This window comes from Pedobacter sp. GQ55 (genome assembly GCF_059758925.1).
Genome location: NZ_JCAXEI010000001.1, coordinates 604,134 through 630,179 on the forward strand (window position 1 = coordinate 604,134; position 26,046 = coordinate 630,179).

Here is a 26,046-nt window from a genome sequence, read left to right on the forward strand (position 1 = left end):
TAATAATACAAATAGCGGGGCGAATTTTCAGTTCTTCCCGCTATTTTCATATATCCTGAAAAACTTTTTCAGGTTTATTTTTTTAAAAATAGAAGGTTATGTCACAAGGTTCCAATTTTGTAGATTATGTTAAAATATGCTGTCGCTCTGGAAAAGGAGGGTCGGGCTCTGCACATTTGCACCGGGATATACGAACCTCTACAGGTGGGCCTGATGGTGGCGATGGTGGTCGTGGTGGACACATCATACTAAGGGGAAATGCTCAATTCTGGACATTGCTTCACTTAAAATATCGCAAGCATATTATCGCGCAGGACGGTGCACCAGGCTCTAGTGGTACCTCAACAGGAAAACAAGGTAAAGATGAAATCCTTGATGTTCCTTTAGGTACTATTGCTAAAGACGCTGAAACTGGAAATGTCCTTTTTGAAATTACCCAGGAGGGTGAAACCAAAGTACTTACTGCGGGAGGAAGAGGAGGTTTGGGTAACTGGCACTTTAAAACGCCTACTTTGCAAACCCCACGTTTCGCACAGCCAGGAGAGTCGGGCAAGGAGGAATGGATGGTGCTTGAACTTAAAGTTCTCGCTGATGTTGGTCTTGTCGGGTTTCCTAATGCCGGTAAATCAACTTTGTTATCTGTACTTTCAGCTGCGAAGCCAGAGATTGCGGATTATCCGTTTACAACGATTGTACCTAATCTGGGTATCGTATCTTATAGAGATAGCAAATCTTTTGTAATGGCAGATATTCCCGGGATTATAGAGGGTGCTTCTAAAGGTAAAGGGTTAGGTTATCGGTTTCTTAGACATATAGAACGTAATTCTGTATTGCTATTTATGGTGCCGGCTGATACACAAAGAACCATAACCCAAGAGTATGAGATATTGAAAGCAGAGCTTAAGGATTACAACCCTGAGCTGATGCAAAAGCCTCATTTACTGGCCATAACCAAGTCAGATATGCTTGATGAGGAATTGGTAGCAGAAATGAAGAAGGAACTTCCTAAAAATATTCCTGCTATATTTATTTCATCTGTAGCACAAAAGGGATTGGTGGAATTAAAAGATATGCTTTGGGCAGCCATTAACAGCTAAGCATTCTTTCTGTTCATAAATGAATGACCTTTCATTGTCCTATAGGCAATTAATACACTAATTAACATTAATACAGCTCCGGCAAGAAACGGAGCTCCCGCAAATTTAATTGTCGCACCAGGGCTTGTAAACCATGCAAATAAGTTTGTCATGAATAGCGGGCCTATAATTGCGGTTACACTCATTAAACTTGTTAAGGCACCCTGTAATTCGCCTTGCTCGTTTTGAGGGACGTTGCCAGACATAATTGCCTGTAAAGCAGGGCCTGCAATTCCACCAAGACAATAAGGTACAAGGAAAGCAAACATCATCCAGGTTTCTGAAGCGAAGGCGAAAAGAAACAGGCCTACAGCATATAACATAAAGCCAACATAGATACTCTTTTCATTGCCCAGTCTGGGATTAATAAAGCGGATCAGTCCTCCCTGCACTGCAGCGACAAGAACACCTACCACAGTTAAAGATATTCCTATCATTGAAGTGCTCCAGTTAAACTTCTCTATATTGATAAATGTCCAGGTGCTTTGCACAGAATGGCTGGCTATGTAAAGGAAAACAAGTGCTATAATTAAACCACCAAGTCCTTTGTACTTTTTAAGCTGCATTAAAGACCCAAGCGGGTTGGCTCTTTTCCATTCAAAGGCACGCCTGTGTTCTTTATCCAGAGATTCTGGTAATACAAAATAGCCATAAACCACATTAACCAATGTTAATATCGCTGCTGCTATGAAAGGTACACGTGGTCCGATTTCTCCAAGTAAACCTCCTAATGCTGGGCCAATAATAAAACCTACTCCAAACGCTGCTCCAATCATTCCAAAGTTCTGTGCACGGTTTTCTTTTGTACTGATGTCGGCAATATATGCTGTTGCAGTGGTCATACTTGCACCAAAGATGCCCGCTACGATACGGCCCACAAAAAGCCACCAGATGGTAGGGGCAAGGGCAAGGAAAATATAATCTATTCCGAATCCGAAAAGAGATAAGAGAAGAACAGGTCTCCGGCCGTATTTGTCACTAAGATTTCCTATAATAGGAGCACAAACAAATTGCATAATGGCATAAACAAAGGTAAGCCATCCACTCCATTGGGATGCCTGGCTGATATTGCCACCAATTAGCTGTTCAATTAACTGAGGAAAAACGGGGATGATAAGGCCAATGCCAATAACATCAAGTAGTAGGGTAATAAAGATAAAACTTAATGCAGCCTTTCGGGATGTTGCCATAAATTATAGAAGTGTTTTAGACCACGCAAGGTATAACATTTGAGCGGAAAAATTATTCTTTCTTCACATATTCCTCAATAATCTTATTCTTCTAAAAGTCGTTGATCATCGGAACATTTGCCAAATCTGCTTCGATGTATTCTGCCCCCTAGACATAGGTAGAGGGAGTCAGATCATCATTGCAGTGCCATGCTTATATTAAAACTTTGGATCAAAATTAAAGTAAATCGGGTTTGATAACCCAACCATATTTTCGCTTAGCGCTACAGATTTTGGCAACTCCGGGTATGGTGTATTCTTGCCTTCTACAACTACACGGTAATAAGTGCGTTGTTTTATATCTGGGGTATCTGCAAATTCTAAAGTGGGCATTTCGCCTTTAATTTGATAGGTATTAAATTTCCTTCCATTTTTAATAACGGTAATTGTGTAGATTTCATTTGGCAAGGTATTACCAATTAATTGAACATGAAATTGAACAGGATTACCTTTTGAGACGGTATGATCACCCATCATCATTTCGAACTTTCCATTACCCTTAGCATCGGCATAAAACTCGACACGAGGAGAATACGGATTTGAACTAATAGACACTTTACCATGATTTAAAGCCTCTACAATTGCACTTAAACTGCGTTCTTTTGCAAATACCCAGGTTGTTGGTGTGCCCACATAATTATATGCTGCCTCAAAAGTATTTGCACTTGGCTTTTCAGCTCCGGTTGGAACTCCATGATGGGCATCACTTCCTCCTCTTGCTGTGATCATCCTGCCAGAGGAAAGCATGTCATCCCAAATCATAACTGCATTTGCATTTTTAGGCCATACGGCGGAATTCCAAACTTCAATAGATTGAACCAAATCATAAGAAAACCCGAAATTATCTTTTCCTATAGGATGGTTGGCCGATAAATGTACACCAAGAGATTTTTTGACTTTGCCAATCTTAACATCACGTTGATCTCTCACATCGAATAATTTTTGATGATTGTAAGGCTTGTCAGAGAAAACGTTTCCATGGCCCCTTGCAGTAGTCCATTCCGCTCCATACAATAAAAGTAACGAATCTGATTTGAATTCCGGATCTGCCCAGGTATGGTGTGCAACATCGCCGTTTACATGATTATCATGATCGGTGATGCATAAATAATCCATTTTAACCGATTTGGAAAAATTTATAATTTTTGAAATGGAATTATTAGTTGACTCCGTACTGTGTTTAGAATGTATATGCAAATCGCCTTTTAACCAAACACCAGATGTGTTGATAATAGGTTGCGCAGCGCTATTTTCTTGCGCATATAAATTAGCCGCATTTAAATATAAAATGATGGTTAGCAGTAGACAATAATATCTGGAATGAAGGTGTATCATCAATTTTTAAATTTGGTTAGCAAGCCGCCTTTTTAATAGCGATTCTCTATTAGTTTCTTCTCTTATTTTTTAAATAAAGGATTAGTCCGGAAGTATTTACCCTCAGCAAAGCTGATGACGTAATCTGATTTAAAATGCGTGCTTTTTTTATAATAATCAGTGGTGATAATTTGAGCCCCAGATTTACATGCGGTCTCAAAATTGCTCCAGTCATTTTTTCTGGCTTGCTGCGTATCGGCATCAGCTCTGGTTCTAATGATATACCCCTTTTTTACCAAAACAGGAATTTGAACATCATGCGGATTGTTTCTAATCATTAATGCAGCTTCTGGTGTTCCGGCATCTGCATTTGCGAACATCACACGACCTGTTAATGACGGATGTGCCTGGATATATGTCGATCGTTTCCTGCCTGTAGCATCCAAAACGAAAATGAACTTTCCTTTCGCTTTGCTCAGTTTAGGCCAGTTTCCATTTAAAACAGCTTCTTCTAAAGTTTTGTATTTGCCTTTAATCACCTCAGGAGTAATCACATGTTCTTTGCCGAGATTTTCTAAAATAACTGCATCTAGTTCATCAAAGGTTTCCCCCGTAAATGCTTCGGGCTGCGTAAGTCCTTTGCGTTTTATGGAATCGTCCTTTGCCTCTAAAGTGATAAAAACCGGTGTATGCTCAGGATTGGCTTCCGACCATGTTTTTAATTGTTGTAAGGCTGACTTAAAGCTGAGTGCCGAAGATCTGAAATCTAAATCAGGAACGTGTAAAACCTTAAAACCGGGCTTGCTCATTTCACCTTGCAAATCAAAAGGTGCCTGACCTTTAGCCAGCTCAAGTCCGTTAGGATGGGCGTATTTTCCGCCTTTTTCATCTGCGTAAACATCAATTTCTAAGTTACGAAGACCCATATTCAATTGTTCGGGCATGCTAATGTGCTCATAATCTAAACTATTGGCAGCTGCAGAGTCGGAGGCCTTGATTATTTTAAAAAGAACGGGATCAATTGCCTGCTTGTAGCTATTGTGCGAGCCGATAACCTGAATTTGATTTATCGGTAGGTCTTCTTTTTTAGAAATTAAAGCTATTGCTGGCAGAACCAGCAATAGACCAATACAGGTATTAAGTTTCATACTTTTAATTTTGGGTAATTATTAATAACCAGGATTCTGCTTTAAATTAGTATTTAATTTTAACTCATTGGCAGGAATAGGGAATATCCTTCTTGTTACATCTTTATTCATAAACAATACGTCGTTTGGCAGCGGGTATTCCACTTCGAACTGTCCGAAGCGGATTAAATCGTTTCTTCTCCAGGCTTCCCAGCTCAATTCACGAGCTCTTTCATCTAGCAAAGTTGTCAGATCTACAGAAGTCGCTAAATCGGCACCGGCACGAGCTCTTATTTTATTTACAAGTATAAGGGGTGTTTGTAACTCTCCATTAACTATTGTAGCGGCAGCGCCTCTTAAAATTGCTTCTGCTTTCATTAACATTACATCGGCTAAACGTAAAACAGGCATGTCATTTCCATTTAATCTGGTTGCCTGAATTGCATTTACATCTGGCCAGTATTTAACAGAGCGAATTCCTTTTAACTGATCGGCTACGGTATTCCCTAAGTCCATTGGCTTACCTGGTTTAAGGATCAAAGCCGGAGTTATTTCAATTTGTGTAGTTGTACCTGCTACAAAAACTGGTTTAGTTAAATCCGGTTTACGGTTAGCATCCGGGGCATATTGCTTGCCAATTAACCAAAAGCTATTGCGAATGTCATTTGCTAAATTGAAGCGGTTATAATACTCGGGTGTGGTACTCATCGAAATACTGAAACCTACATTGATACCGTAAGATGCTGCCAGATGTGGTAAAAAACCAAAACGTGTAATTTGGTTACCTGGAATTTGCTGGTCATAAGGAATAGCAAAGATGGTTTCGTTGATATATGGTCCGTTGTTAACATCAAAAATATCGCTGTACTTTGCATCCAGTGCATAGTTACCGTTTTTCAAAATATTATCGGCCATAGCAACTGCATCAGTATATCTCGCTTTTCCGGTATAAACCTGGGCATTTAGATACATTTTCTCCAACAAGGCGTAAGCCATAGCCTGTGTTGGTCTGCCATAAAGCAATACACGGTTACCGTCATTTTTAACAGGTAATTGCCCAGCAATAGATAAAAGCTCTTTTTCAATAAATTCGAATACTTTTTCGCGGGTTTGGTTTCCTGGTAGTTGACTTACAGGAAAAGTATCGATAATTGGCACATTACCATATAAATCCATCATAAAGTAGTAATACAAAGCCCTCATTGCTTTTACTTCGGCCAAACTACTTGCTTTTGAAGCATCAGAAACCAGAGATTGGCTGGTCAGGTTTATTAAGCGATTACAGTTATTGATCCCGCCGAAACCCCACTGCCAAATGTCTCTAACATTTGGATGGTCAATGGTCCAGGTGTGGTAGTGAAGTTGACGGTACTGACCACCATCATCAAAATTTCCATCACGTGCCGGTAAAATTGCCGCATCAGTAGAAAGCTCCTGCATTCTAAAGTAGGGCACACCGTATTGTGATGACAGATTAGAATACATGGTGCCAAAAAGTGCCGCATAATCTGAGTTGGTGTTGGGGAAATTATCTTTCACATATTGCGATTCTACATCGACGTCTAGCTTACTGCATGATTCAAAGACCATCAGGCAGACAAGAATATTAAATAGGATTATAATTTTTTTCATTTTCATATTTTTTTAAAATGATGCGCTTACACCAAAACTGAAGGTTCTTGTTTTTGGATAATAATTATTATTGTCAATCCCTGGTGTTAAGCCACCGATGTTGATTTCTGGATCGATACCACTGTATTTTGTTATCACAAAAACGTTATTCGCCGTAGCATAAAGCCTAATTGCTTTAATTGAAGACGTTTTTGGCCTGATGGTATAACCTAATGTAGTATTGTCCAAACGCAGGTAAGAGCCACTTTCAAGGAAACGATCCGAGATTAAATAAGCATTAATATCATTGAATGATTCGCCCAAAGTAAAACGTGGAATATTTTGCAACCTAGCATCAGCCGGATTATTGAGAGATGCCATTGTCGCATTTAAAATCTTATTACCCAATACACCACGAACCAGGAAATTTAAATCCCAGTTTTTGTAGCTGAAATTATTGGCCCAACCGTAAATTAATTTAGGCTGCGCATTGCCCGCAATTTTTTGGTCGGTTGTTAATGGTTGCGTTGCAATGGTTTCTCCGGCTGCATTAATATAAGTACTTACACCTGCCGCATTTTTACCTGCATAATTCCACAAGTTAAATGTACCCAAGGCATAACCTGGTTGAACAAGCTGACTGAAATTTCCAGACTGCCCTTTACCTCCTAGCTGTGCGGTCTCGATTGCTGGTATTTTATAGAAATCGTCTGATAAAGTTTCAACTACGTTTTTATTATGCGCAATAGTTGGAGAGGTTGTCCACTTAAAATTATCAGTTTTAACTGCTATCGCATTTAATGAAAACTCAATCCCGGTATTTTTTATTTTACCTACGTTAGCTGTAATGGTTGGTAAGAAAAACTGTGTGGTTGAAACTTGGTAACGGTCATAAATTAAATCAGAAGTTTGTTTAACATAAAAATCTACCGAACCTGTAATTCTATCATTAAATAAACCAAAATCTAAACCAATGTTTGTGGTTGCCGTACTTTCCCATTTCAAATCGGGATTTTCATTTCTAACTGGACCAATTGCATTGCTGATATTGCCATTGTTTAAGAATTTGTTGCTTCCAGCAAGAGTTCCATAAATAAGTAAAGAAGAAAAGGCATTGAAACCTAAGCTGTTACCCGAAACGCCGTAACCTGCACGGAGTTTTAAATCGCTGATCACAGGAACTGCCTGCATAAAATCTTCACCTATAATTCTCCATCCGGCTGATACCGCTGGAAATAAACCCCAACGATCGTTTTTACCGAAAGCTGAAGAACCATCATTTCTTAACGATGCCTGAAAAAGATATTTTTCATTATAGTTGTATTGGGCCCTGCCATAGTACGATATTAATCTTAAAGTAGATATAGGAGCATCATTGAAGGTGATTTGTGACAATAAGCGTGGGTTAGAAAGAAATAAGTTGTTATAACCTAATTTATCGTTCGAAAAATTTTGTGTGGTTACGCCAAAACCATCATTGGTTCTGTCTTCCTGCCAGGAGTAGCCGGCCAGTAGTTTTAGACTATGCTTACCAAAGGTTTTATCATAATTAAAATAACCTTCAAGAACCTGGCTTTTGTTTAGTACATCAATTTTTTGTGCTTGCCCGTTTACGCCTCTCGCTAAACCAGATTGGCTGTTTAAATAGGTGCTGTAATTATTTTGATCCCTCTGCGAAGAAACGCTGGCTGTAAACTTTAACCCATCAAGAATATTTACCTGCGCCATACCGTTAATCAACGTTTTGTTATTCAGGTTGCTAATTTGATTGTTGTCGACAATTGATAAAGGATTACGTGTGCCGCTTCCGGTACGGTCATAGTTCTCTTTATAAGTCCCGTCAGTGTTAAAAGGGCTCACTGTTGGTAAATAGAAAAGCATGTTTGGCAAAGCCTGAGATTGATAAATATCTGAACTTTTTGAATTACTGTTTGTAATGGTTAAGCCCAGTTTCAACCTGTCATTAAAAAATTTTTGATTGATGAATCCTCTTACAATCGTTCTCTTTAGTGATGTATTTTTAAGTATCCCTTTATTATCAAGGTAATTAACACTTGCGCCATAATCTGATGACTGTGCTGCACCCCCATAAGATAGATTGTGGTTTTGCGAGTAACCTGTTCTTTCCAAAAGCGACTGCCAGTCGGTATCAGCGCCATCATCATCAACCGCATTTAAGGTCTGTTTATTATCAGTAAGATATTGCCTTAATTCTGGTGCAGAGAGCATATCATACGTTTTTGAAACTTTCTCTACTGCTGCATAGCCGTTATAAGATAAGCGGGCCTGACCATTTTTAGAACGTTTTGTCGTTACAATGATCACACCGTTTGCAGCTCTGGAACCATAAATTGCGGTAGAAGAAGCGTCTTTTAAAATGTCGATGTTTTCAATGTCAGAGGGAGCAAGTAAATCAATCGAAGCACCTGGAACCCCATCAATAACATAAAATGGTTCTTGTGCAGCACCTTCTCTTAAGGTAGAAGGACCACGTAAAATAGTTGAAGGCTTTGCATTCGGGTCGCCACTTTTTGTTACGTTTAAACCAGCTACCTTTCCTTGTAAAAGCTGTGCCGGATTAACCATAACTCCCTGATTAAAATCTTCTGATTTTATTGAAGTAATGGCACCTGTTAAATCTTTCTTATTTGCCGTACCATAACCAATAACAACCACATCTTTAAGGGTTTGATTGTCGGGCACTAATGTTATGTTGATATTGGTTTGATTACCAACTGTTATCTCTTGGGTTACCCCGCCAAGCATTGAATAAATGATAATATCTGTACTTTTTGCCTGTATTCTGTAAATACCATCTGAATTAGTGGCAGTTCCTCCGCTAATTCCTTTAATTCTAACAGTAGCACCAGGAATAGGTTGGTTCGTCTCATCGATAACTTTACCTGTAATCGTTTTACTACTTTGAGCAAATAAATTTAATGAAAACAGGAGCAGGTACATGGCAAGAAATTGCCATCTCCCGATCAAAGTCAAATAATTGAATTTGTAATTTTGTTTCATGAATAATTAGTTATGGTTATTTGGAAAATACTTCCTCAGCAACCGCAATTAGGCGCTGCGAAATGTGCTACAAAGATGTACTTGGTGGATTAGTAATTTTGTTAGATAGTATTATGAAATTATTAACAAAAGCTATCTTTTATGATAGAATGTTAACTGACTTAAATAACATGAACTTTTCATTGCCCTGCGGTATTCTGATTTTTTTTTGGCACTATAGCGCTGCCGATCTTCATTTGCCGCCTCCATATCACAGCGCTGAAAAACCAGTAAATTCAGCTCATTAATTTTAAAGAAATTGTGATAGCTATCCGTGTGTTATTAACTGCGGAGTTTGCAATTTCCAGAGGTTTGCATAAGCAGAGTTTTTGTCGAACAACAGCTCATTATGAGTTCCTTCTTCAACAACAAGGCCCTTGTCTAATACAATGATCTTATCCGCATTGTTCAGCGTACTTAGGCGATGGGCAATAACAATTACCGTTTTATGTTGAGCTTTTAATAGGTCAATCATTCTTTGTACATGCTGTTCAGATGCAGAATCTAATGAAGAAGTGGCTTCATCAAGAATAAGAATCTCGGGATTACTATATATTGCTCTGGCTATCGCTATGCGTTGTCTTTGTCCACCAGATAGGGTAGTGCCATTTTCGCCAAGATAGGTTTGAAATCCTGACGGTAAGGTTTCTATAAAGTCAATAATTCCAAGCTGGGTAGCTATATCTATGATCTTTTGCATGTCGGGTTCATAGTCGCCAACAGCGATATTGTCGATAACATTACCGGCAAAAAGATCAATTTTCTGCGGTACAACAGAAACCACATTCCGAAGAGAGGCGTTACGAATATACTTCAGGTCGTACTTGCCAATACTCACATTTCCTTTTTGTATCGGATATATGTTTTGGAGTATAGACATCAGCGTTGATTTACCAGAACCACTTTCTCCAACAATCGCTGTAAATTTACCTTTAGGTATGGTAAGGTTAAGGTTTTCAAATACGGTAACCCTTGTTCCGTAACGGAAAGAAACATTTTCAAAATGAATGTCGCCTATTTTATCAGGAGTAAGGTCAATTTGATTTTCGTCATTTTCGCGCTCCAGGTCCATTATTTCAAACAACCTATCTGCTGCAATAACAGCATCCTGAACGGTTCTGTTCATGCCAATTAAAGAAGATACCGGTCCGGTGAAATAACCTATAAGGGTATAGAATGATAAAAGCTCGCCGGGAGTAATTTTACTTTCCAGTACATAACCGGCACCTACCCATAATAAGATAATGGTTAATAAACGAGAAACCAATTCGGAGGATGTTCCAGAAAAAACAGCGTTAATGTTGGATTTAAACCCTGTTTGTAGCAGTTTTATAAAGCGTGTTTCCGTTTTTTCATTGGCATGGCCTTCTAACCCAAAACGCTTTATTGTTCCTATTGCATTTAAGCTTTCAACCAATTGTGATTCCAGTTCAGCCGAATCTTCCATTAGTTTTCTCTGCGCTTTTTTGTTCAGTTTATTGGTGATATAATAGATCAGTAAATACAAAGGAATTACCGTTAGCATGATTAAGGCCAGCTTCCAGTAATAAGTAAACATCATGATAAATGAAAAGAACACGATAAAGATATTTACTAAAAAATTTATGCTCACATCATTTAAGAACGTCCTGATTTTTACTGCATCATTAATTCTTGAAATGATTTCGCCCACACGCATGGTATCGAAAAATTGTTGAGGCAGTTTTAACAGGTGTTTATAGTATCCTAGTATCAGCTGGGCATCTATCATTTGCCCTGTTTTAAGGGTAAAGATAGTTTTAGCCGTACCTATAAAGAGTTGCAGGGCCAGAATGATGATCATTCCGATACTCATTAAGTTGAGTAAGTTTCTATTGCCATCTACAAGAACAAAATCTACCAGCTTTTGGACAAATACAGAGGTAGACAAACCAAGGATAGTGTATACAATTGCGCCAAACAATGCCTGAATCAGGATGCTTTTGTGTGGTCTTATCAGGTTCCAGAAACGGCCCTGTACAGATACTTTTTCATTCCCCGACTGGAATTCTTCTGCTGGCAGAAGCAGTACTAGTGCACCGGTCCATTCTTTTTTAAACAGCTCGTGACTTTTGCGGTGCATCTGTCCGTCAATAGGATCCATGACCTCTATATACTTATTGGTCACCTTGTATATGACCACATAGTGTTGCAAAATATCATGCACAATAAGATGTGCAACGGCCGGTTTTGGGATTTTAAATAAACTTTCAAATGGGCCTTTAACTCCTTTAGCCTCAAAACCCAATTTCTCGGCGGCTTCTACCATGCCAAGTACGTTGGTTCCTTTTTTGTCGGTACCTGCAAGTTGTCTGATGCGCGCAACAGGCAAATCCAATTTATAATGGGATGCTATAGACGCGAGGCAAGCTGCCCCACAGTCAGTTATATCGTGTTGTTTTACTTTGATGCTCATAGCCTTCTCATATCGCTCCGCTAACATTTGGATTTACCCAATCATCTACCTTATCGTATAGCAATTGGTATAAACTTCTTTCGGTTACCGTAAAGCGGGCAGTAAAATTCATACCCTTTTTTAAATAGCCCTTGTAACCATTTTTTAACATTAAATAATTCTGATCCAAACTGCATTTTACTTTAAACACGGGTTGGTTATTATTAATTATAATGATGTCATCAGAAATGTCGAGCACTTTACCCTCAGCCAAACCCCATTGGTTGTAGTTAAAAGCGTCTATTTGAAAGCGTACTTCCTGGCCCTTCTTTATTAAACCAATATCTGCTGGTTTTATATAGCAAAAAGCCGTAAGGTTGGTGTCAGGAGATATTTCTCCTATTTTTTGATTGGCAAAAACGTATGCCCCTTTTTGAAGTCCCACCAAATTTTGTAAAGATCCCGAAATAGGGGCCCTTAATAGGTATTGTTTTTTTTGTTCGTTTATTTCTACCTGTTGACCTGAAAGCTCACGCAATTCATTTCGCAATTGGTTTGCTTCGGTTTGCCATTGGGTTTTATATTTTGTACTTACCATCAAAAAGGCAGATTCTGCTTGCTCAAGTTCAAATTTGTACTTGTCGTATTCAGATTCTGTAAGCACTTTGTTCTGGTATAATTTGTTGTATCTGTTGAAAGTACTTTCTGCTTGTTTTTTTGCTATTCGTGCATTTTCAAGCTCTTGGGCAAATTGTTGCCATGAAGCATTATATTGGCCTGTTTGGAGGCTAGGGTAGCTGTATCCGTTTCGATTAATGTAAATTAACAGCATATGTATATCCTGCAGGAACTGCCCGATTTGTCCCTGGCGGTTTTGTACCAAAGCACCCTGCTGTTTGGGTAGTGCTCCATCAATGATTAAGAGCGTATCGCCTTGTTTAAGTTTCTTGTTGTCTGTAAGCTTAAGCAGGGTAAGCCTGCCGTTTACAGGTATTGTTAGTTCAGTTTTTTCAACTGAAGATTGTAGTAGTCCAGCGCTTTTTACACTTATTGGAGTTTTTATGAATGGGAGTGCTGCAAAAGTTCCAAGTATTGCAAATACTGCAATGAGGTATATGAGCTTGGTTGAATTACTGATTTGTGATCGATAAACAAGAGAGGTACTTGAAATTGTTTCGGCAGAATAGGTAGAAAGGGGCATATAGTTGGATATTAAAGTAACCGCTATTCTGAATTCCAGAATAGTGGTTACCGGTATTTTTTCTTACAGGCTCCAAACCAGTTTCAAAACATTGGTCAATGTTTTGCTTAAGAAAGCTGAAGTGTCAGCTGCTACAGAGTTTACGGTTCCTACTACAGAAGTCAAAAGACTATCTAATATACCGCCAAGTAAACCACCGCCTTCAACTTTTGTCATTTCAGTCGTGTTCATTTCTTGAACACCAAGATTGTTTAATTCTAACTTGTTCATAATAGGGGGTTGTTATTGTTAAATTCCTTACTCGTTAAAGGCTTTTCAGGATACGCCTATGTTGGCCAACACTAAAACGAAAGTAACAATAAAAGTGAGAAAACCATGGCCGGGAAAATCCGCTCGGAAGCGCCCGTTTATTGACTTAGAAGGGTAAAATGTGGGTTTTTGACAAGAAAACCATTTGTATGATGTGAAAATCGATAGCGCTTATGAATTTGTTCAATTTGTTCATTTAGTGCACAGTACGCAAGCAGGCATTTTATTGCGGAATTCAGGCTGGTTTTAGATGCTCTCTGTCCTTATTTTAAGGTATTCATTTCTATATTGAAGAGGCGTTTTTCCTGTTACCTCTTTAAATTGCTTGTTGAAATTAGAAAGCGTGGTGTAACCGGAATCGTAGCTCACGCTGTTGATACTTATTTTGTTCTCATTCAAAAGTTTACGTGCATAATCTATCCTTAGCTCCTTTAAAAAATCAGAAAAGGATTTGTTGACCCTCGATTTAAAGTACCTGCTAAACGAACTGGGTGTCATGTTTATAAGGTCGGCGATCACTTCCAGGCTAATTTTATTTCTGAAGTTTTTCATAATATATCTATAGATCTTATTCATCCGGTCAGATTCGGTTTTGTTATTTATTTGGATATAATTAACATGGGTAATGGGGTGTGAATCCGTTGAATCTGCAATGGTATTTAGAATCTGAAGTAGTATAATTAATCGCGAAACCCCCTTTGCATAAAGGAGTTCCTGCATCATTTTACCTACCACTTTATTCGTTTTGCCATAAATCTCCAGTCCCCTTCCTGCTTTCTCAAATAGTAAGCGGATGTTCTCCATTTCTTCCTTTGAATTGATAATCTCACTAAGAAAATTCTGGGGAAAATATATCACTATGCCTAGTGTTTTTGATGATTTTTTGGTGTCAGGGTCATTTCTCCATAAATGCGGAAGATTAGGGCCTGTAAATACAAGGTCTCCCGGATTAAATGGCTTAATATTATCTCCAATAAAGCGTGTGCCCCATCCTTTTAGGACTAAAAATAATTGATATTCAGGGTGTTGGTGAAGACTTGGGTCGAAGTTTAATTCCTCCAGTCTTTTAACAACCAGTAGTTTAGAATAAGGGATGGCGGATTTTTGAACAATGCATTTCATGTGATGTGAAAGTATAAAAAAATAGAGCAATGACAAAATACACTTAGAAACTGATAATATTTAGATAGAATAATGATATAAAAAATAGCTTATTTGTATTTCCAAATATAATAATGACCAAATGAGAAAGATTATTTTTCTAATCGTATTAAGTAGTGTCTTGTTTCAGTATTGTTCAAATAAAACAAGAGTAGTCGGTGGAAATGCAGAGAAACAGCATCCCCGCAGAGCTGAGGTTCTTTTTCTGGGAAACGAAAGTACGCATCATAACTCATCAAAGCTTGCTCCGATGCTGATCAGTCCTCTTTTCGGACTTGGTATTAATGTCTCTTATACCACTGATACGAGTTTGTTAAACACCCAAACACTTAGCAAATACGATGGTATCATTATTTATGGTAACTATGATACCATTACTCCAGATAAAGAAAAAGCACTTAAAGATTTTGTAGAAGGAGGGAAAGCTTTAATCCCTATTCACTCTGCTTCTTTCTGCTTTCAGAATTCTGATTGGTATATTCAGGCCGTTGGCGGACAGTTTAGTACCCATAAAACGGGGGTATTCTCGGCGGTAACCGTAAATAAAAATCACCCTGTCATGAAAGGCGTTAATCCTTTCTCCTCATGGGATGAAACCTATGTTCATACCAAGCTTAATCCTGATATGACCGTTTTGCAGGAACGCGTAGAGGGCGATTTACATGAGCCTTATACCTGGGTTCGCAAACAAGGTAAAGGAAGGGTATTTTATACTGCAAGTGGCCATAATGATAGTACCTGGAAACAGCCCGACTTTATAAAACTTATAAGTAATGGTGTGCTTTGGGCGCTGGGAGATAAAGTACAAAAGCAAATTGCTGATTATAAAATTCCTGTTGGTGTATATTCTGATGCCAATATTCCTAACTATGAAAAACGTGATCCGGCACCAAGATTTCAACATGCTTTTACTGCCGGTGAATCTCAAAAACACATGCAGGTTCCTGTAGATTTTGAGATAGCACTTTTTGCATCGGAGCCAGATATTATTAACCCTATTTCAATGGCATGGGATGAAAAAGGAAGATTATGGGTGATAGAAACGATAGATTACCCAAATACAATAAGAAACAAAAATGGTAAGGGCGATGACAGAATAAAGATTTGTGAGGATACTGACGGAGATGGTAAGGCAGATAAATTTACAATTTTTGCCGATGGTTTGAACATTCCTACCAGTATCATGTTTTCAAATGGTGGTGTAATCGTTGCACAAGCCCCCGACTTTATTTTTCTGAAAGATACCGATGGTGATGATAAGGCTGATCTTCGTGAAAATATCATCACTGGATGGGGTAAAAGTGACACCCATGCCGGGCCTTCAAATTTAAAATACGGATTCGATAATAAGATCTGGGGAGTTGTAGGGTATGCCGGGTTTGATGGTAAAGTAGCTGATCAGCAGCTAAAATTCAGTCAGGGTGTTTATAGCTTTACCCCTGATGGTAAAAACCTCGATTTTAAGGGCAGAACCAGCAACAACACCTGGGGATTGGCTTTTACAGAAGAAAATGATGTATTCATTTCTACCGCCAACAATACACACACCGCATTTTTCTCGATGCCGGAAAAATACATGCGTAAAGTATTACCGGGTTCTAATGTTCAGCCGGTTCAAAAGATCGATGGCCATTATGAAATGCATGTGGTATTTCCAAACTTAAGACAAGTGGATGTGCACGGTGGTTTTACTGCTGCAGCGGGCCATAACTTTTATACTGCAAGAAATTTCCCTAAAAGTTACTGGAACAGTACAGCCTTTGTTTGTGAACCTACCGGAAGGGTAATTCACAGTGCCCTACTTAAAAAAGAAGGGGCAGGTTTCATCGAAAAGGATGGTTGGAATTTCTTGGCAAGTTCCGACGAATGGGTAGGTCCTGTACATGCCGAAGTTGGTCCGGATGGTGCAGTATGGGTAGCAGATTGGTACGATTTTATCATTCAACATAACCCTACACCGCGTGGGTTTGAGAATGGAGAAGGTAATGCATACATAAATCCACTACGTGATCGTGTACGTGGCCGTATCTACAGAATTAAATATAAAAATGCGAAAGCATATACCCCAATTAAATTATCTAAAGACAATCCTGAAGGATTAGTTGCAGCTTTAGAAAGCGATAACCTATTCTGGAGAATGACTGCTCAGCGTTTAATAGTGGAATCTAAAAATCTATCAGTTATACCGGGTCTTTATAAAATCATCAGTAATCAAAAAGTAGATGAAATAGATTTAAACGGGCCCGCGGTAAACGCGATCTGGACCTTGCAAGGATTAGGTGCGCTAAATGGATCTAATGCTGAGGCTTTAAAGGCCGTACAGGAGGCGTTAAATCATCCTGCAGCTGGTGTAAGAAAGGCGGCAATTCAAGCGCTTCCAAAAGACAATGCAATGATTGGTTCAATCCAAAAAGCAGGTTTACTTAAAGACAAAGATCTTCGTGTTCGGCTGGCAGCCATACTTGCGATATCAGATATACCTGCTTCTGTTCATCTTGGACATCTTTTGTACGAAGCCGCTGCTGATTCAGTAAATGCAAAAGATAAATACATTGCTCAGGCATTGTATACAGCAGCATTACTACATCATGAAGGGTTCCTGGCCATGTCTAAAACAGCCCCAAATCCATCTCCATATATTCAGACAATAGTTAAGAATATTCTTCCGAATGTGAAAAACAAAGATGTGGCTTCATCTGAAAAAGAACACCATTCTGGCAAGCCTTCTGAGGAAGTGGTGATCAACATTAAGGTCGTAGAACATGTAATGAAATTTAACAAAACCTCATTCACTGTAAAAGCAGGACAAACAGTAACGATTAACCTGGAAAATCCAGATTTTATGCAGCACAATATGGTGATTTCTAAACCTGGCACACTTAAAAAAGTTGGCGCGGCCGCCGATGAAATGGCGAAGGATCCTAACGGTGCCGAGAAGAATTATGTACCTGCAATTCCTGAGATTTTGTTCGCAACCAAGTTGTTGAATCCGGAAGAAAAAGTTACCTTACAGTTCACTGCACCCGATAAGCCCGGAGATTATCCTTTTCTGTGTACTTTTCCGGGGCACTGGAGCATCATGAATGGTGTAATGAAAGTAACCAAATAAATAGTAATCAAATATCTGCCGGTACATTATGAGTTTAAATATTAAGTTAGGTGTTAGTACGTGGTTATGGACATCGCCATTTAAAACAGACACCATTTCACTGTTCTCAAAGATTAAAAGTATGGGATATGATATGGTAGAAATACCAATTGAGGATCCCGCCCTAATTGATACAAAAATTGTTAAAGAAGCACTCAAAGCGTTTGATTTAGTGCCTGCTATTTGTGGTGCTTTTGGCCCTACCAGGGATTTAACAAATGATGATGTAAAGTATCATGATACCAGTTTTAATTACATAGAATCTTGTCTGGAAATTGCATATGAAATTGGCGCTGGTTTTTTTGCCGGACCAATGTATTCTGCAGTAGGTAAAGCACGGTTAGTGTCGCCTGAACAGAAAAAAATAGAGTGGGACAGGGCTGCAAGTAATCTTTATAAAGTAGGTGAGATGGCGCAGGAAAGAGGACTTCAGTTGGCTATAGAGCCATTGAATCGTTTTGAGTCTGATCTGATCAATACTGCCGAAGATGTTGTTCGTCTGATTAAAGATATTAATCATCCAGCAGCAAAGATATTGCTGGACGGATTTCATATGAATATTGAAGAACCGGATATTGAAAGGGCAATTTTGCTTGCAGGTAAAGACCTTTTGCACGTACAGGTTTCTGAAAACTATAGAGGTACTCCAGGTACTGGTCAAACCCGATGGGATGCCTATAAAAGAGGCTTAGAAGCTATAAACTACCAGGGCGCTGTTTCAATTGAAAGTTTTACTCCTGAAGTAAAAGAACTGGCCGGAGCGGTTTGCATCTGGCGCGCGCTCGCCCCAAGCCAGGATAGTTTTGCCGAACAGGGGATTAAATTTTTAAAAAACTGGAGTAAATAACATATCAAATAAACATTGTATCAGTTAATAATATGAGTCAGAAAAAAATAAATATTGCCATTGTTGGACTTGGATTTGGTGCAGAATTCATTCCAATTTATCAAAAACATCCTAATGCAAATATGTACGCAATATGTCAGCGTAATCCAGATAAACTGAAAGAAATAGGAGAAGCGTTTGGAATAGAAAAAAGATATGCGAATTACGAGGATCTGCTTAAAGATCCTGATGTGGATGCTGTTCACATCAATACGCCAATACAAAATCATGCGGAACAATCTATTGCAGCCTTAAGGGCCGGAAAGCACGTGGCTTGTACAGTACCAATGGCTACTACTGTTGAGGAGTGCCGTCAGATTGTTGAGGCGGTAAAAGAAACCGGATTGACCTATATGATGATGGAAACGGTTATTTACAGTCGTGAATTTCTATTTGTAAAGGAACTTTATGAAAGGGGAGACCTAGGCAAAATACAGTTCTTAAGGGCATCCCATCAGCAGGAAATGGCAGGTTGGCCGGGGTATTGGGAAGGTTTGCCACCAATGCACTATGCGACACATTGTGTTGGCCCTGTATTGGCATTGCCAAAAGCACAGGCAGCATATGTTTCTTGTTTTGGTTCTGGAAAGATTGATGATAATTTGATCGAAAAATATGGATCTCCATTTGCAATCGAAACTTGTCATATCAAATATCGTGATTCAGATTTGTCTGCAGAAGTTACAAGATCGCTGTTTAATACCGCAAGACAATACCGGGAAAGTTTTGACGTGTATGGTTCTAAAAAATCGTTTGAGTGGACGTTAATTGAACATGAGGACAGTGTAATCCATACCGGTGAATCTCCTGAAAAAGTTAAGATACCAGATTATGCGCACCTTCTACCTAAGGAAATCCAGCATTTTACCACGGCTGGTGTTTATGATTCTGAAGACAACCAACACCTTTCGTTTATACAGGGATCTGGCCATGGAGGTTCGCATCCACATCTTGTAAATGAGTTTTTAAAAGCTTTAACTGAAAACAGAGCTCCTTATCCTGATGCTCAGGAATCTGCCAACATCACTTGTGTAGGTATTTTGGCGCATGAGTCGGCAATGAAGGGTGGAGAAATAATTCCTTTGCCAGATTTCACGTTTAAATCATAAAAATTAGTTTATTTGCATTATCAAATGAACCGAACTCAATTAATTTTAATGTATTGAATATGAAAAAGAGCTTTGTCTTTTTAATTTGTTCTGTTTTTGCAGTATGCACAAGCGGATACGCACAAACTAAGAAAACCGGTAAGGGGGCTAAACCGGCATCTAGTGTTTTATCACCTGCTGAGGTTGCACAGGGAAAAGCACTGATTACAAAATCAGACTGTTTTGCATGTCATAAACCAACTGAAAAATTAGTTGGACCTGCATACTCAGATGTTGCAAAGAAATATCCTGCAACACAGGCAAACGTTACTTTGCTTGCTAAAAAAGTAATTAAAGGAGGAAGTGGAGTATGGGGCGAAATCCCTATGGCACCTCACCCATCTGTTACTCAGGCTGACGCCGAGAAAATTGTAAAGTATATACTTTCTACTAAGTAATAACTTAAACTAAAAGCGGGTGTATCATAAATCATGGTGCACCCGCTTTTTATGCTAATTGCTTTCTACCAACTTAAGCCATTCCGTAATTATTGTCTTTAACGAATCCTGTTTGGCTTTGACATCATCCATATCTTTAAACCTAAGCAGTCTTCTGCCATCTGTAAAATTTCCTTCAAGCAATCCACTGGTATCATTAACTTTTGCCCCCGTAGGAAAAACCAGTAAGATATTGCCCTTATGGAGGTTTACTACCACAATATCTCTTTTATATTCTTTAGGATCGAACGGTTTCATTGGACCTGCATAATAGAAGCAGGGCGAATTCCACTTTATTTGTTCTCCTATCTCTTTATCCGTGCTTAAAATGATCTGCCTTATATATTGAGTTGCGGCTGCTATGGGTGCTTCTAATCTTTTGATGTGTGCACTTACCTTATTTGAATTTGTGGCGGTTTTAGATATAGTCATATTTTGAGATGGTTGATTCTGATTAAATGCTTGGTGCGGCAATTCCTTTATTACAGTGAATTTATAGTGCAAAAGCAGATTTAATGAGGTGCGTAAACGACATTTTGAAGGGCGATTTGTGACAAATTAGAACATATAATAAACTAGGGTGAGCCTTAAATATAAGTAATTATATTAAATTATAGGGCTTACGTATCCTAGATTTTACTGCAGGTAATCCGGTGTAAATAAAATAGATTTATGGTTTATTGAGCTGTAGCTTAAGAGATGGCATTGGGGGAAAAGAGAGGACTACCGTGCCATAGATGTAAGTAAATTCAAATAATAAGCGCTATTTGCGCCCGGATTTAGGAAACAAACCAAGGTTCAACGAGAAAGCAACTCCTGTAGATTTTAATCTGGCATCGCCATTTCCAATTCCTGTAAGCGGCAGTTTTATAAAAGGTTGTACCCCAAAGCTTAGGGAGTTGGTTATCCGGCGCTCAAAACTTAAAGATAGGTTGGCTACACCAAAAATATGCTGGTTCTCATTCTTAATTTCAAGTACAGAAACCTTTTGTGCTCCTCCCTGTGGTCCTGTAATGTATTTGTATTTCTCATTAAGCATAAAATAACTCGAAAGGCCTGAGTTTACACCAACTGAAAAGTTTCTTCGTTTTAAAAAGGTGTAGTTTACATTAAGCGGAACATCCAATACAATACAATCAGCATCAACCTGCCATGCATTTTGCATATAGGCTATTCCTGCCGATCCAACCCCACCATAATTGTATAGCTTTCTTGAATAAACAGCGCCAGTGGTCACACTAATTTTATTTGTAATGGCATAAGTGGCAAGCAGCCCTATGTTGGAGCTTACTTTGGTATCCACATTCTTATTCGAAGTCGAAATATCCGGCGCAGCCATAATAGAAAGTGTAAGTGCACTCGGTTTTCCGGTAAAGCTTGGAGACACTTGCTTATTCTCTTTCTTTTCAGGAACATTTGTTTTTGTAGCAGGCTCATTCGTTTGTGCTAACACCTCAGCTTTCTTGCCTGCCGGCAAGCTGTCAACCGGAGTAGCAGTTTGTTTCTCTTCTGTTTTTGGTGTTACCACCTCTGCAATGCGTTCCTGTTTTTTATTTTCTTTAACTGAACCGGTATCAGGAGTAATCATAAGATCCTGAGTTGGGGTTATAACCTGCGGAATCTTCACGTAGTTTTGATCAATATTCTTAACGGGTGACTCAATATCCGGTTCAACAACAATTTCCGGATTGGTCTTCACAACAACGCCGGTATCTGTGCTTGTAAGTGAAGGATTATTATTTGCAGGTTTCTCTTTTTTTGATTCAACTATTTCAGTCTTTTTAGGTTCTTTAACTACTTTGTCTGATCCTGAGAAATACCAGAACAAACCAACAACCAATGCAGCAGCAATGCCACTTGCAGCATAGAACCAGAATGGGATAACCTTTTTCTTAGCACCCGCATCCAGTTTCTGTTCCATCTTTGCCCAGTCCAATTCATTGAAAGGGATTTCAGGATCATTCAACCCATCTCTAAACAGCTTATCTATTCCATTATCTTTTTCCATCTGCAGCTATTTTGTTTTGTAAAGGCACTTCATTTTGAGTACTAAAGTTATTAAAATATACATCCCCAGACCTGGTTCCAGCCGCGGAACTAAGCCTTTCTTGCAGCTTTTGTCGTGCTTTAAATAAATTTGATTTCGATGTCCCTACCGATATATTTAAAAGTTCCGAAATTTCTTCGTGTGAGTATCCGTCTATAGCAAATAAGTTAAATACAGTTCTATATGCTGGTGGCAATCCCTGAACCAATACCAGCAGGTCTTTATAGGCCATTTGCTCATATACCTGCGCAGGCCCGCCCATATCCTGGTGTTCACTCAGCTCGTCGTGATTTGAAAACTTAAGGCTTTTCCTGTAATGGTCAATAGCGGTATTGGTTATAATCTTTCCAAGCCACGCTTTAAAAGGCTTTTCGGGGTCATATTTTTCAATATGTGTAAACACTTTCATGAACCCGCTATTCAATACATCTGCCGCGTCATCATCATTCAAAGCGTACCGCCGGCATATGGCCATGCAATAACTATAAAATTCTTTATAGAGCAAATACTGACTTGTTCTGTCCTTCCTGATGCAACCTTCAATAATTTCCTGCACCTATTTTTTCGATTTTACATTGGCCATTTTTACCTATACTAACTATAGTACGTTGAAGTTACGCAATAGGTTGCTTTAAAAATAAATATTTATTTTCTGATCTCTGCGCAACCATTTATGCGGCCTTCCCGTAATCCATATTAGTGATCAGTCAACTCTTTAATTCACCTTAAAAAAAACAATTATGTCACCCTTATTCAAAAAAACGCTAGTACTGTTTAGTTTAGCTGCTGTACTTTTTACGGCTTGCTCAAAGAAAGAAGATCCTATCAAAGAACCTGATGAAGTTTCTTTGGACCTTAAACTTGCTACTTCAACCAAATTTGGTAATGTCCTTACCGATGGTCAGGGGAAAACCCTCTATTTCTTTGCCAACGATCCCAATGGTACTTCCAATTGTACCGGTGGCTGCTTAACTTTGTGGCCGATTTATTATGCTGCAAATGCAACTCCGCCTGCCGGAATAGATGCTGCAGATATTGCAACAATTACCAGGGGCGATGGTACAAAACAAACCACCTATAAAGGATGGCCGCTATATTATTATTCCGAAGATAAAGCCGCCGGAGAATTCAAAGGGGATGGAGTAGGCGGGATATGGTTCGTAGGTAAACCCGATTATTCGGTGATGTTTGCCAGCAAGCAGCTTGTTGGCGATGATGGTAAAAATTATACTGCCGATGCTAAAGAAGGGGTTGGTATAACTGTTTATCTAACTGACGCCAAAGGCAGAACCCTATATGCTTATGCTCCCGATACTTTTAATAAGAACAACTATACCAAACCAGATCTTAGCAATAATGCGATATGGCCAATATTTGAATCTCAGATACTGAATGTTCCTTCTGTTCTTACTAAAGATCTGATGGCTGTGATCACCTCTGTAGGTAAAAATCAATTAACTTATAAGGGGCGTCCGCTTTACTATTTTGGACCAGATGTCGCCAGAGGGGAAACTAAAGGTGTGAGCGTACCTAGACCGGGTGTTTGGCCGATACTTACCCTGACTACGGAGCCTTTAAAATAGAGTCGGAAAACCTTAATTGTCAGCATCGCTTAATAAGAATATTTTTATCTTGTCGTACATATTAACAAAAAATATCTCATTTTTGAGGCATTATGGCAATTAACGATTTAAGTAAAGATCTGGCTCCCATCGCTTCTATTACGATGGCAGATGTTGTTGAAGTAAAACTCAGAGAATATTTAAAAAAGAAGTCCTTCCTGCCCGGCGATGCGCTGCCAAAAGAACTGGAGTTAGCAGAAGCTTTAGGTGTAAGCAGAAATGTTTTACGCGAAGCACTGAGCAGACTGCGCATGCTGGGCATGATTGAAACCAAAAAGAAAAGAGGGATGGTGCTGGCCAGACCAGATATTCTTGGAACGTTTGAACGTGTTTTGGATCCGTTGATTATAGACAAGGAAACCCTTCAGGATATTTTTGAGCTCAGACTTGTACTTGAAATGGGATTGGCTGATCTGATTTACATCAGAAAAACCGACAAGGATATTGCCGAATTAGAAAACATAGCCAAAAAAGAAGTAAACCTTGATAATTCATTCAGAATTAAAAATGAAATCGCTTTTCATGGTAAACTTTACGAAATGTCGGGCAACGATACACTGAAAAGATTTCAAATCATGCTGCTTCCTATTTTTGACTATGTAGTTACCCTGGAAAAGAAACCAACAAGAGGTAAAGTTAACCATATGGACCTGGTTCAGATTCTGAAAACCGGATCAAAAGCCGATTTTAAAAAGGGAATGGAGGCGCATCTTAAGCCTCATTTCGATCGCTTAAAGTAATTTTCACTTTACATCTTTATACAAAAAAGGCCTTAAAATATTATTTTAAGGCCTTTTTTGTATAATCGAATTTAATTATTTGTTTTTATAAAAAATAGTTCCCACATTTGATATGTACTACATAAGTGCTTATAACCAAATATTAAATGACCGCGATGAATCACTTCAAAAAAAATGATAGCAAATATCTTGTCATCGTATCTTGCTGTCTCATTCTCCTCATCTCTCTTGCCATCGGGTGTGCTAAAAACTCAATAAGTGCAAGTAAAATTGAAAATCCAAAAGAGTCGAACACAGCCAAGGCTGCCGTTGCCGTACTGGCCGCTCCAGTTAATACGCGTGTGGTTGTATTTAACGGGGGCAATGAAAGTATATACCATTCTTTCAGAATCCCATCAATCATAAAAACAAAGAATGGAACCCTGGTTGCCTTTGCTGAAGGCAGAAGATGGAGCCCAAGTGATTATGGTGATATCAATGTAGTATATAAAAGATCTGTAAATAACGGAACCAGCTGGTCTACCTTAGGAGAGGTTGTTGGAAGTGGGGCAGGGACATGGGGCAATCCAACAGCTGTTTACGACCCAACTCAGGGCGCAAATGGAAGGATCTGGCTGTTTCTGGAATGGAATGATGAGTTTAAAACACAATGGTCAGATTTTCAGGCATGGGGCGATAGAAAAATTCATACCTCTTATAGTGATGATGATGGTGTTACCTGGTCGGTTCCTTTAGATCGTACCAGCAGCCTAACACCACCTTCCTACAAATGGGATTGTGTTGGTCCGGGTATAGGCATCAGAACGGCTTACGATCATCCCGGCCGGCTGATCGTTCCCGCATACGGAAGAAATATATATAGTGATGATCATGGTGCAACATGGCAATATGAATTAACTGCCGGGGGTACGGATGAAGGTACCATAGTGGAATTGATGAATGGAAGCCTGATGAGAAATGATAGACCGGGTACTACCGAGTGGAACTTATCAAAAACCAGAAGAAAATCAGTTGGCTCTATTGCCGGCGGCTTCCCTGCTTTTTCAACAGTAACCGCGTTGCCCGATCCAAAGTGTGAAGGGTCCATGTTAAGATACAATACCGACGACCCAAACAGGATCATATTCCTTAATCCTAACGGAACTGGTCAGCGTTGTAACATGACCGTGCGCATCAGTTATGATGATGGGGCGACCTGGCCAAGAAGCCGCGCGCTTTATAGTACTGCTAACTGCAATTATACCAACAGCACTGTAGTTTACGGTGGCTACTCGAGCATGGTAAAAACCGCCGATTACTGCATTGGTGCTTTAGTGGAATACAATGAAAATGTTCATGATTCAGCCAGCAGCAATAAATCCATTGAATTTAACAAGTTCAATCTTGCCTGGATCTTAAACGGCAGTACAGAACCATAAAACCAAATACCATGTGCTTTTATCATCCCTCGAGTACAT

General features: G+C 39.1%; 20 protein-coding genes. 8 read left to right on the plus strand and 12 right to left on the minus strand.

Annotated features, from left to right (window positions below; all coding sequences use genetic code 11):
• Positions 1–98: 98 nt before the first annotated feature.
• Positions 99–1,097, plus strand: a complete 999-nt coding sequence (gene obgE / locus AC6CH7_RS02500) for a GTPase ObgE (RefSeq protein ID WP_498261185.1) — start codon at positions 99–101, stop codon at positions 1,095–1,097.
• Here the strand turns inward: obgE and AC6CH7_RS02505 are convergent.
• From AC6CH7_RS02505 to AC6CH7_RS02545, 9 genes are all read right to left on the minus strand, one after another.
• Complete coding sequence (locus tag AC6CH7_RS02505; protein WP_498261186.1) at positions 1,094–2,326, minus strand: TCR/Tet family MFS transporter; 1,233 nt, start codon at positions 2,324–2,326, stop codon at positions 1,094–1,096. The two genes, obgE and AC6CH7_RS02505, sit on opposite strands and share 4 nt — an antisense overlap.
• A gap of 198 nt (positions 2,327–2,524) precedes the next feature.
• Positions 2,525–3,700, minus strand: a complete 1,176-nt coding sequence (locus AC6CH7_RS02510; RefSeq protein WP_498261187.1) for a CehA/McbA family metallohydrolase — start codon at positions 3,698–3,700, stop codon at positions 2,525–2,527.
• 62 nt (positions 3,701–3,762) lie between these two features.
• Positions 3,763–4,827, minus strand: a complete 1,065-nt coding sequence (locus AC6CH7_RS02515; RefSeq protein ID WP_498261188.1) for a phosphatidylinositol-specific phospholipase C1-like protein — start codon at positions 4,825–4,827, stop codon at positions 3,763–3,765.
• Between the two features lie 21 nt (positions 4,828–4,848).
• Complete coding sequence (locus AC6CH7_RS02520) at positions 4,849–6,438, minus strand: RagB/SusD family nutrient uptake outer membrane protein (RefSeq protein WP_498261189.1); 1,590 nt, start codon at positions 6,436–6,438, stop codon at positions 4,849–4,851.
• 12 nt (positions 6,439–6,450) lie between these two features.
• Entirely contained in the window at positions 6,451–9,438 is a 2,988-nt protein-coding gene (locus AC6CH7_RS02525; protein WP_498261190.1) for a SusC/RagA family TonB-linked outer membrane protein, read from the minus strand.
• Positions 9,439–9,745: 307 nt separating this feature from the next.
• Positions 9,746–11,911 carry a peptidase domain-containing ABC transporter gene (locus AC6CH7_RS02530; protein ID WP_498261191.1) on the minus strand — a complete coding sequence of 722 codons (2,166 nt, stop codon included), beginning with the start codon at positions 11,909–11,911 and terminating at the stop codon, positions 9,746–9,748.
• A gap of 7 nt (positions 11,912–11,918) precedes the next feature.
• Positions 11,919–13,091 carry an HlyD family secretion protein gene (locus tag AC6CH7_RS02535; RefSeq protein WP_498261192.1) on the minus strand — a complete coding sequence of 391 codons (1,173 nt, stop codon included), beginning with the start codon at positions 13,089–13,091 and terminating at the stop codon, positions 11,919–11,921.
• 63 nt (positions 13,092–13,154) lie between these two features.
• Positions 13,155–13,361 carry a hypothetical protein gene (locus tag AC6CH7_RS02540; RefSeq protein WP_048904154.1) on the minus strand — a complete coding sequence of 69 codons (207 nt, stop codon included), beginning with the start codon at positions 13,359–13,361 and terminating at the stop codon, positions 13,155–13,157.
• Between the two features lie 285 nt (positions 13,362–13,646).
• Positions 13,647–14,522, minus strand: coding sequence for an AraC family transcriptional regulator (locus AC6CH7_RS02545; protein ID WP_498261193.1), 876 nt, complete (start codon positions 14,520–14,522; stop codon positions 13,647–13,649).
• 121 nt (positions 14,523–14,643) lie between these two features.
• On the opposite strand from AC6CH7_RS02545, the gene AC6CH7_RS02550 reads away from it, so the two are divergent.
• From AC6CH7_RS02550 to AC6CH7_RS02565, 4 genes are read left to right on the plus strand one after another with little or no spacing between them, the layout of a single operon-like run.
• Positions 14,644–17,670 (plus strand): PVC-type heme-binding CxxCH protein, encoded by a 3,027-nt coding sequence (locus tag AC6CH7_RS02550; protein ID WP_498261194.1) that lies wholly within the window; start codon positions 14,644–14,646, stop codon positions 17,668–17,670.
• Between the two features lie 28 nt (positions 17,671–17,698).
• On the plus strand, positions 17,699–18,556 hold the full coding sequence (locus tag AC6CH7_RS02555) for a sugar phosphate isomerase/epimerase family protein (protein WP_498261195.1): 858 nt from the start codon (positions 17,699–17,701) through the stop codon (positions 18,554–18,556).
• A 32-nt stretch (positions 18,557–18,588) separates the two neighbouring features.
• The gene (locus AC6CH7_RS02560) at positions 18,589–19,704 is read left to right on the plus strand and encodes a Gfo/Idh/MocA family protein (protein ID WP_498261196.1); all 1,116 of its coding nucleotides are present in this window, start codon (positions 18,589–18,591) and stop codon (positions 19,702–19,704) included.
• Between the two features lie 59 nt (positions 19,705–19,763).
• On the plus strand, positions 19,764–20,141 hold the full coding sequence (locus AC6CH7_RS02565) for a c-type cytochrome (RefSeq protein ID WP_498261197.1): 378 nt from the start codon (positions 19,764–19,766) through the stop codon (positions 20,139–20,141).
• Between the two features lie 54 nt (positions 20,142–20,195).
• Here the strand turns inward: AC6CH7_RS02565 and AC6CH7_RS02570 are convergent, their stop codons facing one another.
• The 3 genes from AC6CH7_RS02570 to AC6CH7_RS02580 all read right to left on the minus strand — a co-directional run bounded on the left by AC6CH7_RS02570 (position 20,196) and on the right by AC6CH7_RS02580 (position 22,783).
• Positions 20,196–20,612 carry a DUF1801 domain-containing protein gene (locus tag AC6CH7_RS02570; protein WP_498261198.1) on the minus strand — a complete coding sequence of 139 codons (417 nt, stop codon included), beginning with the start codon at positions 20,610–20,612 and terminating at the stop codon, positions 20,196–20,198.
• 331 nt (positions 20,613–20,943) lie between these two features.
• Positions 20,944–22,188: a hypothetical protein gene (locus tag AC6CH7_RS02575; protein ID WP_498261199.1), complete on the minus strand. Its 1,245-nt coding sequence runs from the start codon at positions 22,186–22,188 to the stop codon at positions 20,944–20,946.
• Positions 22,175–22,783 (minus strand): RNA polymerase sigma factor, encoded by a 609-nt coding sequence (locus tag AC6CH7_RS02580; RefSeq protein WP_498261200.1) that lies wholly within the window; start codon positions 22,781–22,783, stop codon positions 22,175–22,177. The genes AC6CH7_RS02575 and AC6CH7_RS02580 overlap by 14 nt, the downstream gene beginning before the upstream one ends.
• A gap of 184 nt (positions 22,784–22,967) precedes the next feature.
• Between AC6CH7_RS02580 and AC6CH7_RS02585 the strand changes: the two genes are divergently transcribed.
• From AC6CH7_RS02585 to AC6CH7_RS02595, 3 genes are all read left to right on the plus strand, one after another.
• Positions 22,968–23,810 (plus strand): hypothetical protein, encoded by an 843-nt coding sequence (locus AC6CH7_RS02585; RefSeq protein ID WP_498261201.1) that lies wholly within the window; start codon positions 22,968–22,970, stop codon positions 23,808–23,810.
• 92 nt (positions 23,811–23,902) lie between these two features.
• Positions 23,903–24,589 carry a FadR/GntR family transcriptional regulator gene (locus AC6CH7_RS02590; RefSeq protein ID WP_498261202.1) on the plus strand — a complete coding sequence of 229 codons (687 nt, stop codon included), beginning with the start codon at positions 23,903–23,905 and terminating at the stop codon, positions 24,587–24,589.
• Between the two features lie 155 nt (positions 24,590–24,744).
• Positions 24,745–26,007 carry a sialidase family protein gene (locus tag AC6CH7_RS02595; RefSeq protein ID WP_498261203.1) on the plus strand — a complete coding sequence of 421 codons (1,263 nt, stop codon included), beginning with the start codon at positions 24,745–24,747 and terminating at the stop codon, positions 26,005–26,007.
• Positions 26,008–26,046: the final 39 nt, after the last annotated feature.

Bases quoted from the DNA above. Each gene is read 5' to 3' on its own strand.
- AC6CH7_RS02590 (WP_498261202.1), top strand. From the start codon at position 23,903: ATGGCAATTAACGATTTAAGTAAAGATCTGGCTCCCATCGCTTCTATT.
- AC6CH7_RS02565 (WP_498261197.1), top strand. From the start codon at position 19,764: ATGAAAAAGAGCTTTGTCTTTTTAATTTGTTCTGTTTTTGCAGTATGC.
- AC6CH7_RS02555 (WP_498261195.1), top strand. From the start codon at position 17,699: ATGAGTTTAAATATTAAGTTAGGTGTTAGTACGTGGTTATGGACATCG.
- AC6CH7_RS02535 (WP_498261192.1), bottom strand. From the start codon at position 13,091: ATGCCCCTTTCTACCTATTCTGCCGAAACAATTTCAAGTACCTCTCTT.
- AC6CH7_RS02515 (WP_498261188.1), bottom strand. From the start codon at position 4,827: ATGAAACTTAATACCTGTATTGGTCTATTGCTGGTTCTGCCAGCAATA.
- AC6CH7_RS02545 (WP_498261193.1), bottom strand. From the start codon at position 14,522: ATGAAATGCATTGTTCAAAAATCCGCCATCCCTTATTCTAAACTACTG.
- obgE (WP_498261185.1), top strand. From the start codon at position 99: ATGTCACAAGGTTCCAATTTTGTAGATTATGTTAAAATATGCTGTCGC.
- AC6CH7_RS02505 (WP_498261186.1), bottom strand. From the start codon at position 2,326: ATGGCAACATCCCGAAAGGCTGCATTAAGTTTTATCTTTATTACCCTA.
- AC6CH7_RS02575 (WP_498261199.1), bottom strand. From the start codon at position 22,188: ATGGAAAAAGATAATGGAATAGATAAGCTGTTTAGAGATGGGTTGAAT.
- AC6CH7_RS02550 (WP_498261194.1), top strand. From the start codon at position 14,644: ATGAGAAAGATTATTTTTCTAATCGTATTAAGTAGTGTCTTGTTTCAG.
- AC6CH7_RS02530 (WP_498261191.1), bottom strand. From the start codon at position 11,911: ATGAGCATCAAAGTAAAACAACACGATATAACTGACTGTGGGGCAGCT.
- AC6CH7_RS02560 (WP_498261196.1), top strand. From the start codon at position 18,589: ATGAGTCAGAAAAAAATAAATATTGCCATTGTTGGACTTGGATTTGGT.
- AC6CH7_RS02540 (WP_048904154.1), bottom strand. From the start codon at position 13,361: ATGAACAAGTTAGAATTAAACAATCTTGGTGTTCAAGAAATGAACACG.
- AC6CH7_RS02520 (WP_498261189.1), bottom strand. From the start codon at position 6,438: ATGAAAAAAATTATAATCCTATTTAATATTCTTGTCTGCCTGATGGTC.
- AC6CH7_RS02585 (WP_498261201.1), top strand. From the start codon at position 22,968: ATGTCACCCTTATTCAAAAAAACGCTAGTACTGTTTAGTTTAGCTGCT.
- AC6CH7_RS02510 (WP_498261187.1), bottom strand. From the start codon at position 3,700: ATGATACACCTTCATTCCAGATATTATTGTCTACTGCTAACCATCATT.
- AC6CH7_RS02525 (WP_498261190.1), bottom strand. From the start codon at position 9,438: ATGAAACAAAATTACAAATTCAATTATTTGACTTTGATCGGGAGATGG.
- AC6CH7_RS02570 (WP_498261198.1), bottom strand. From the start codon at position 20,612: ATGACTATATCTAAAACCGCCACAAATTCAAATAAGGTAAGTGCACAC.
- AC6CH7_RS02595 (WP_498261203.1), top strand. From the start codon at position 24,745: ATGAATCACTTCAAAAAAAATGATAGCAAATATCTTGTCATCGTATCT.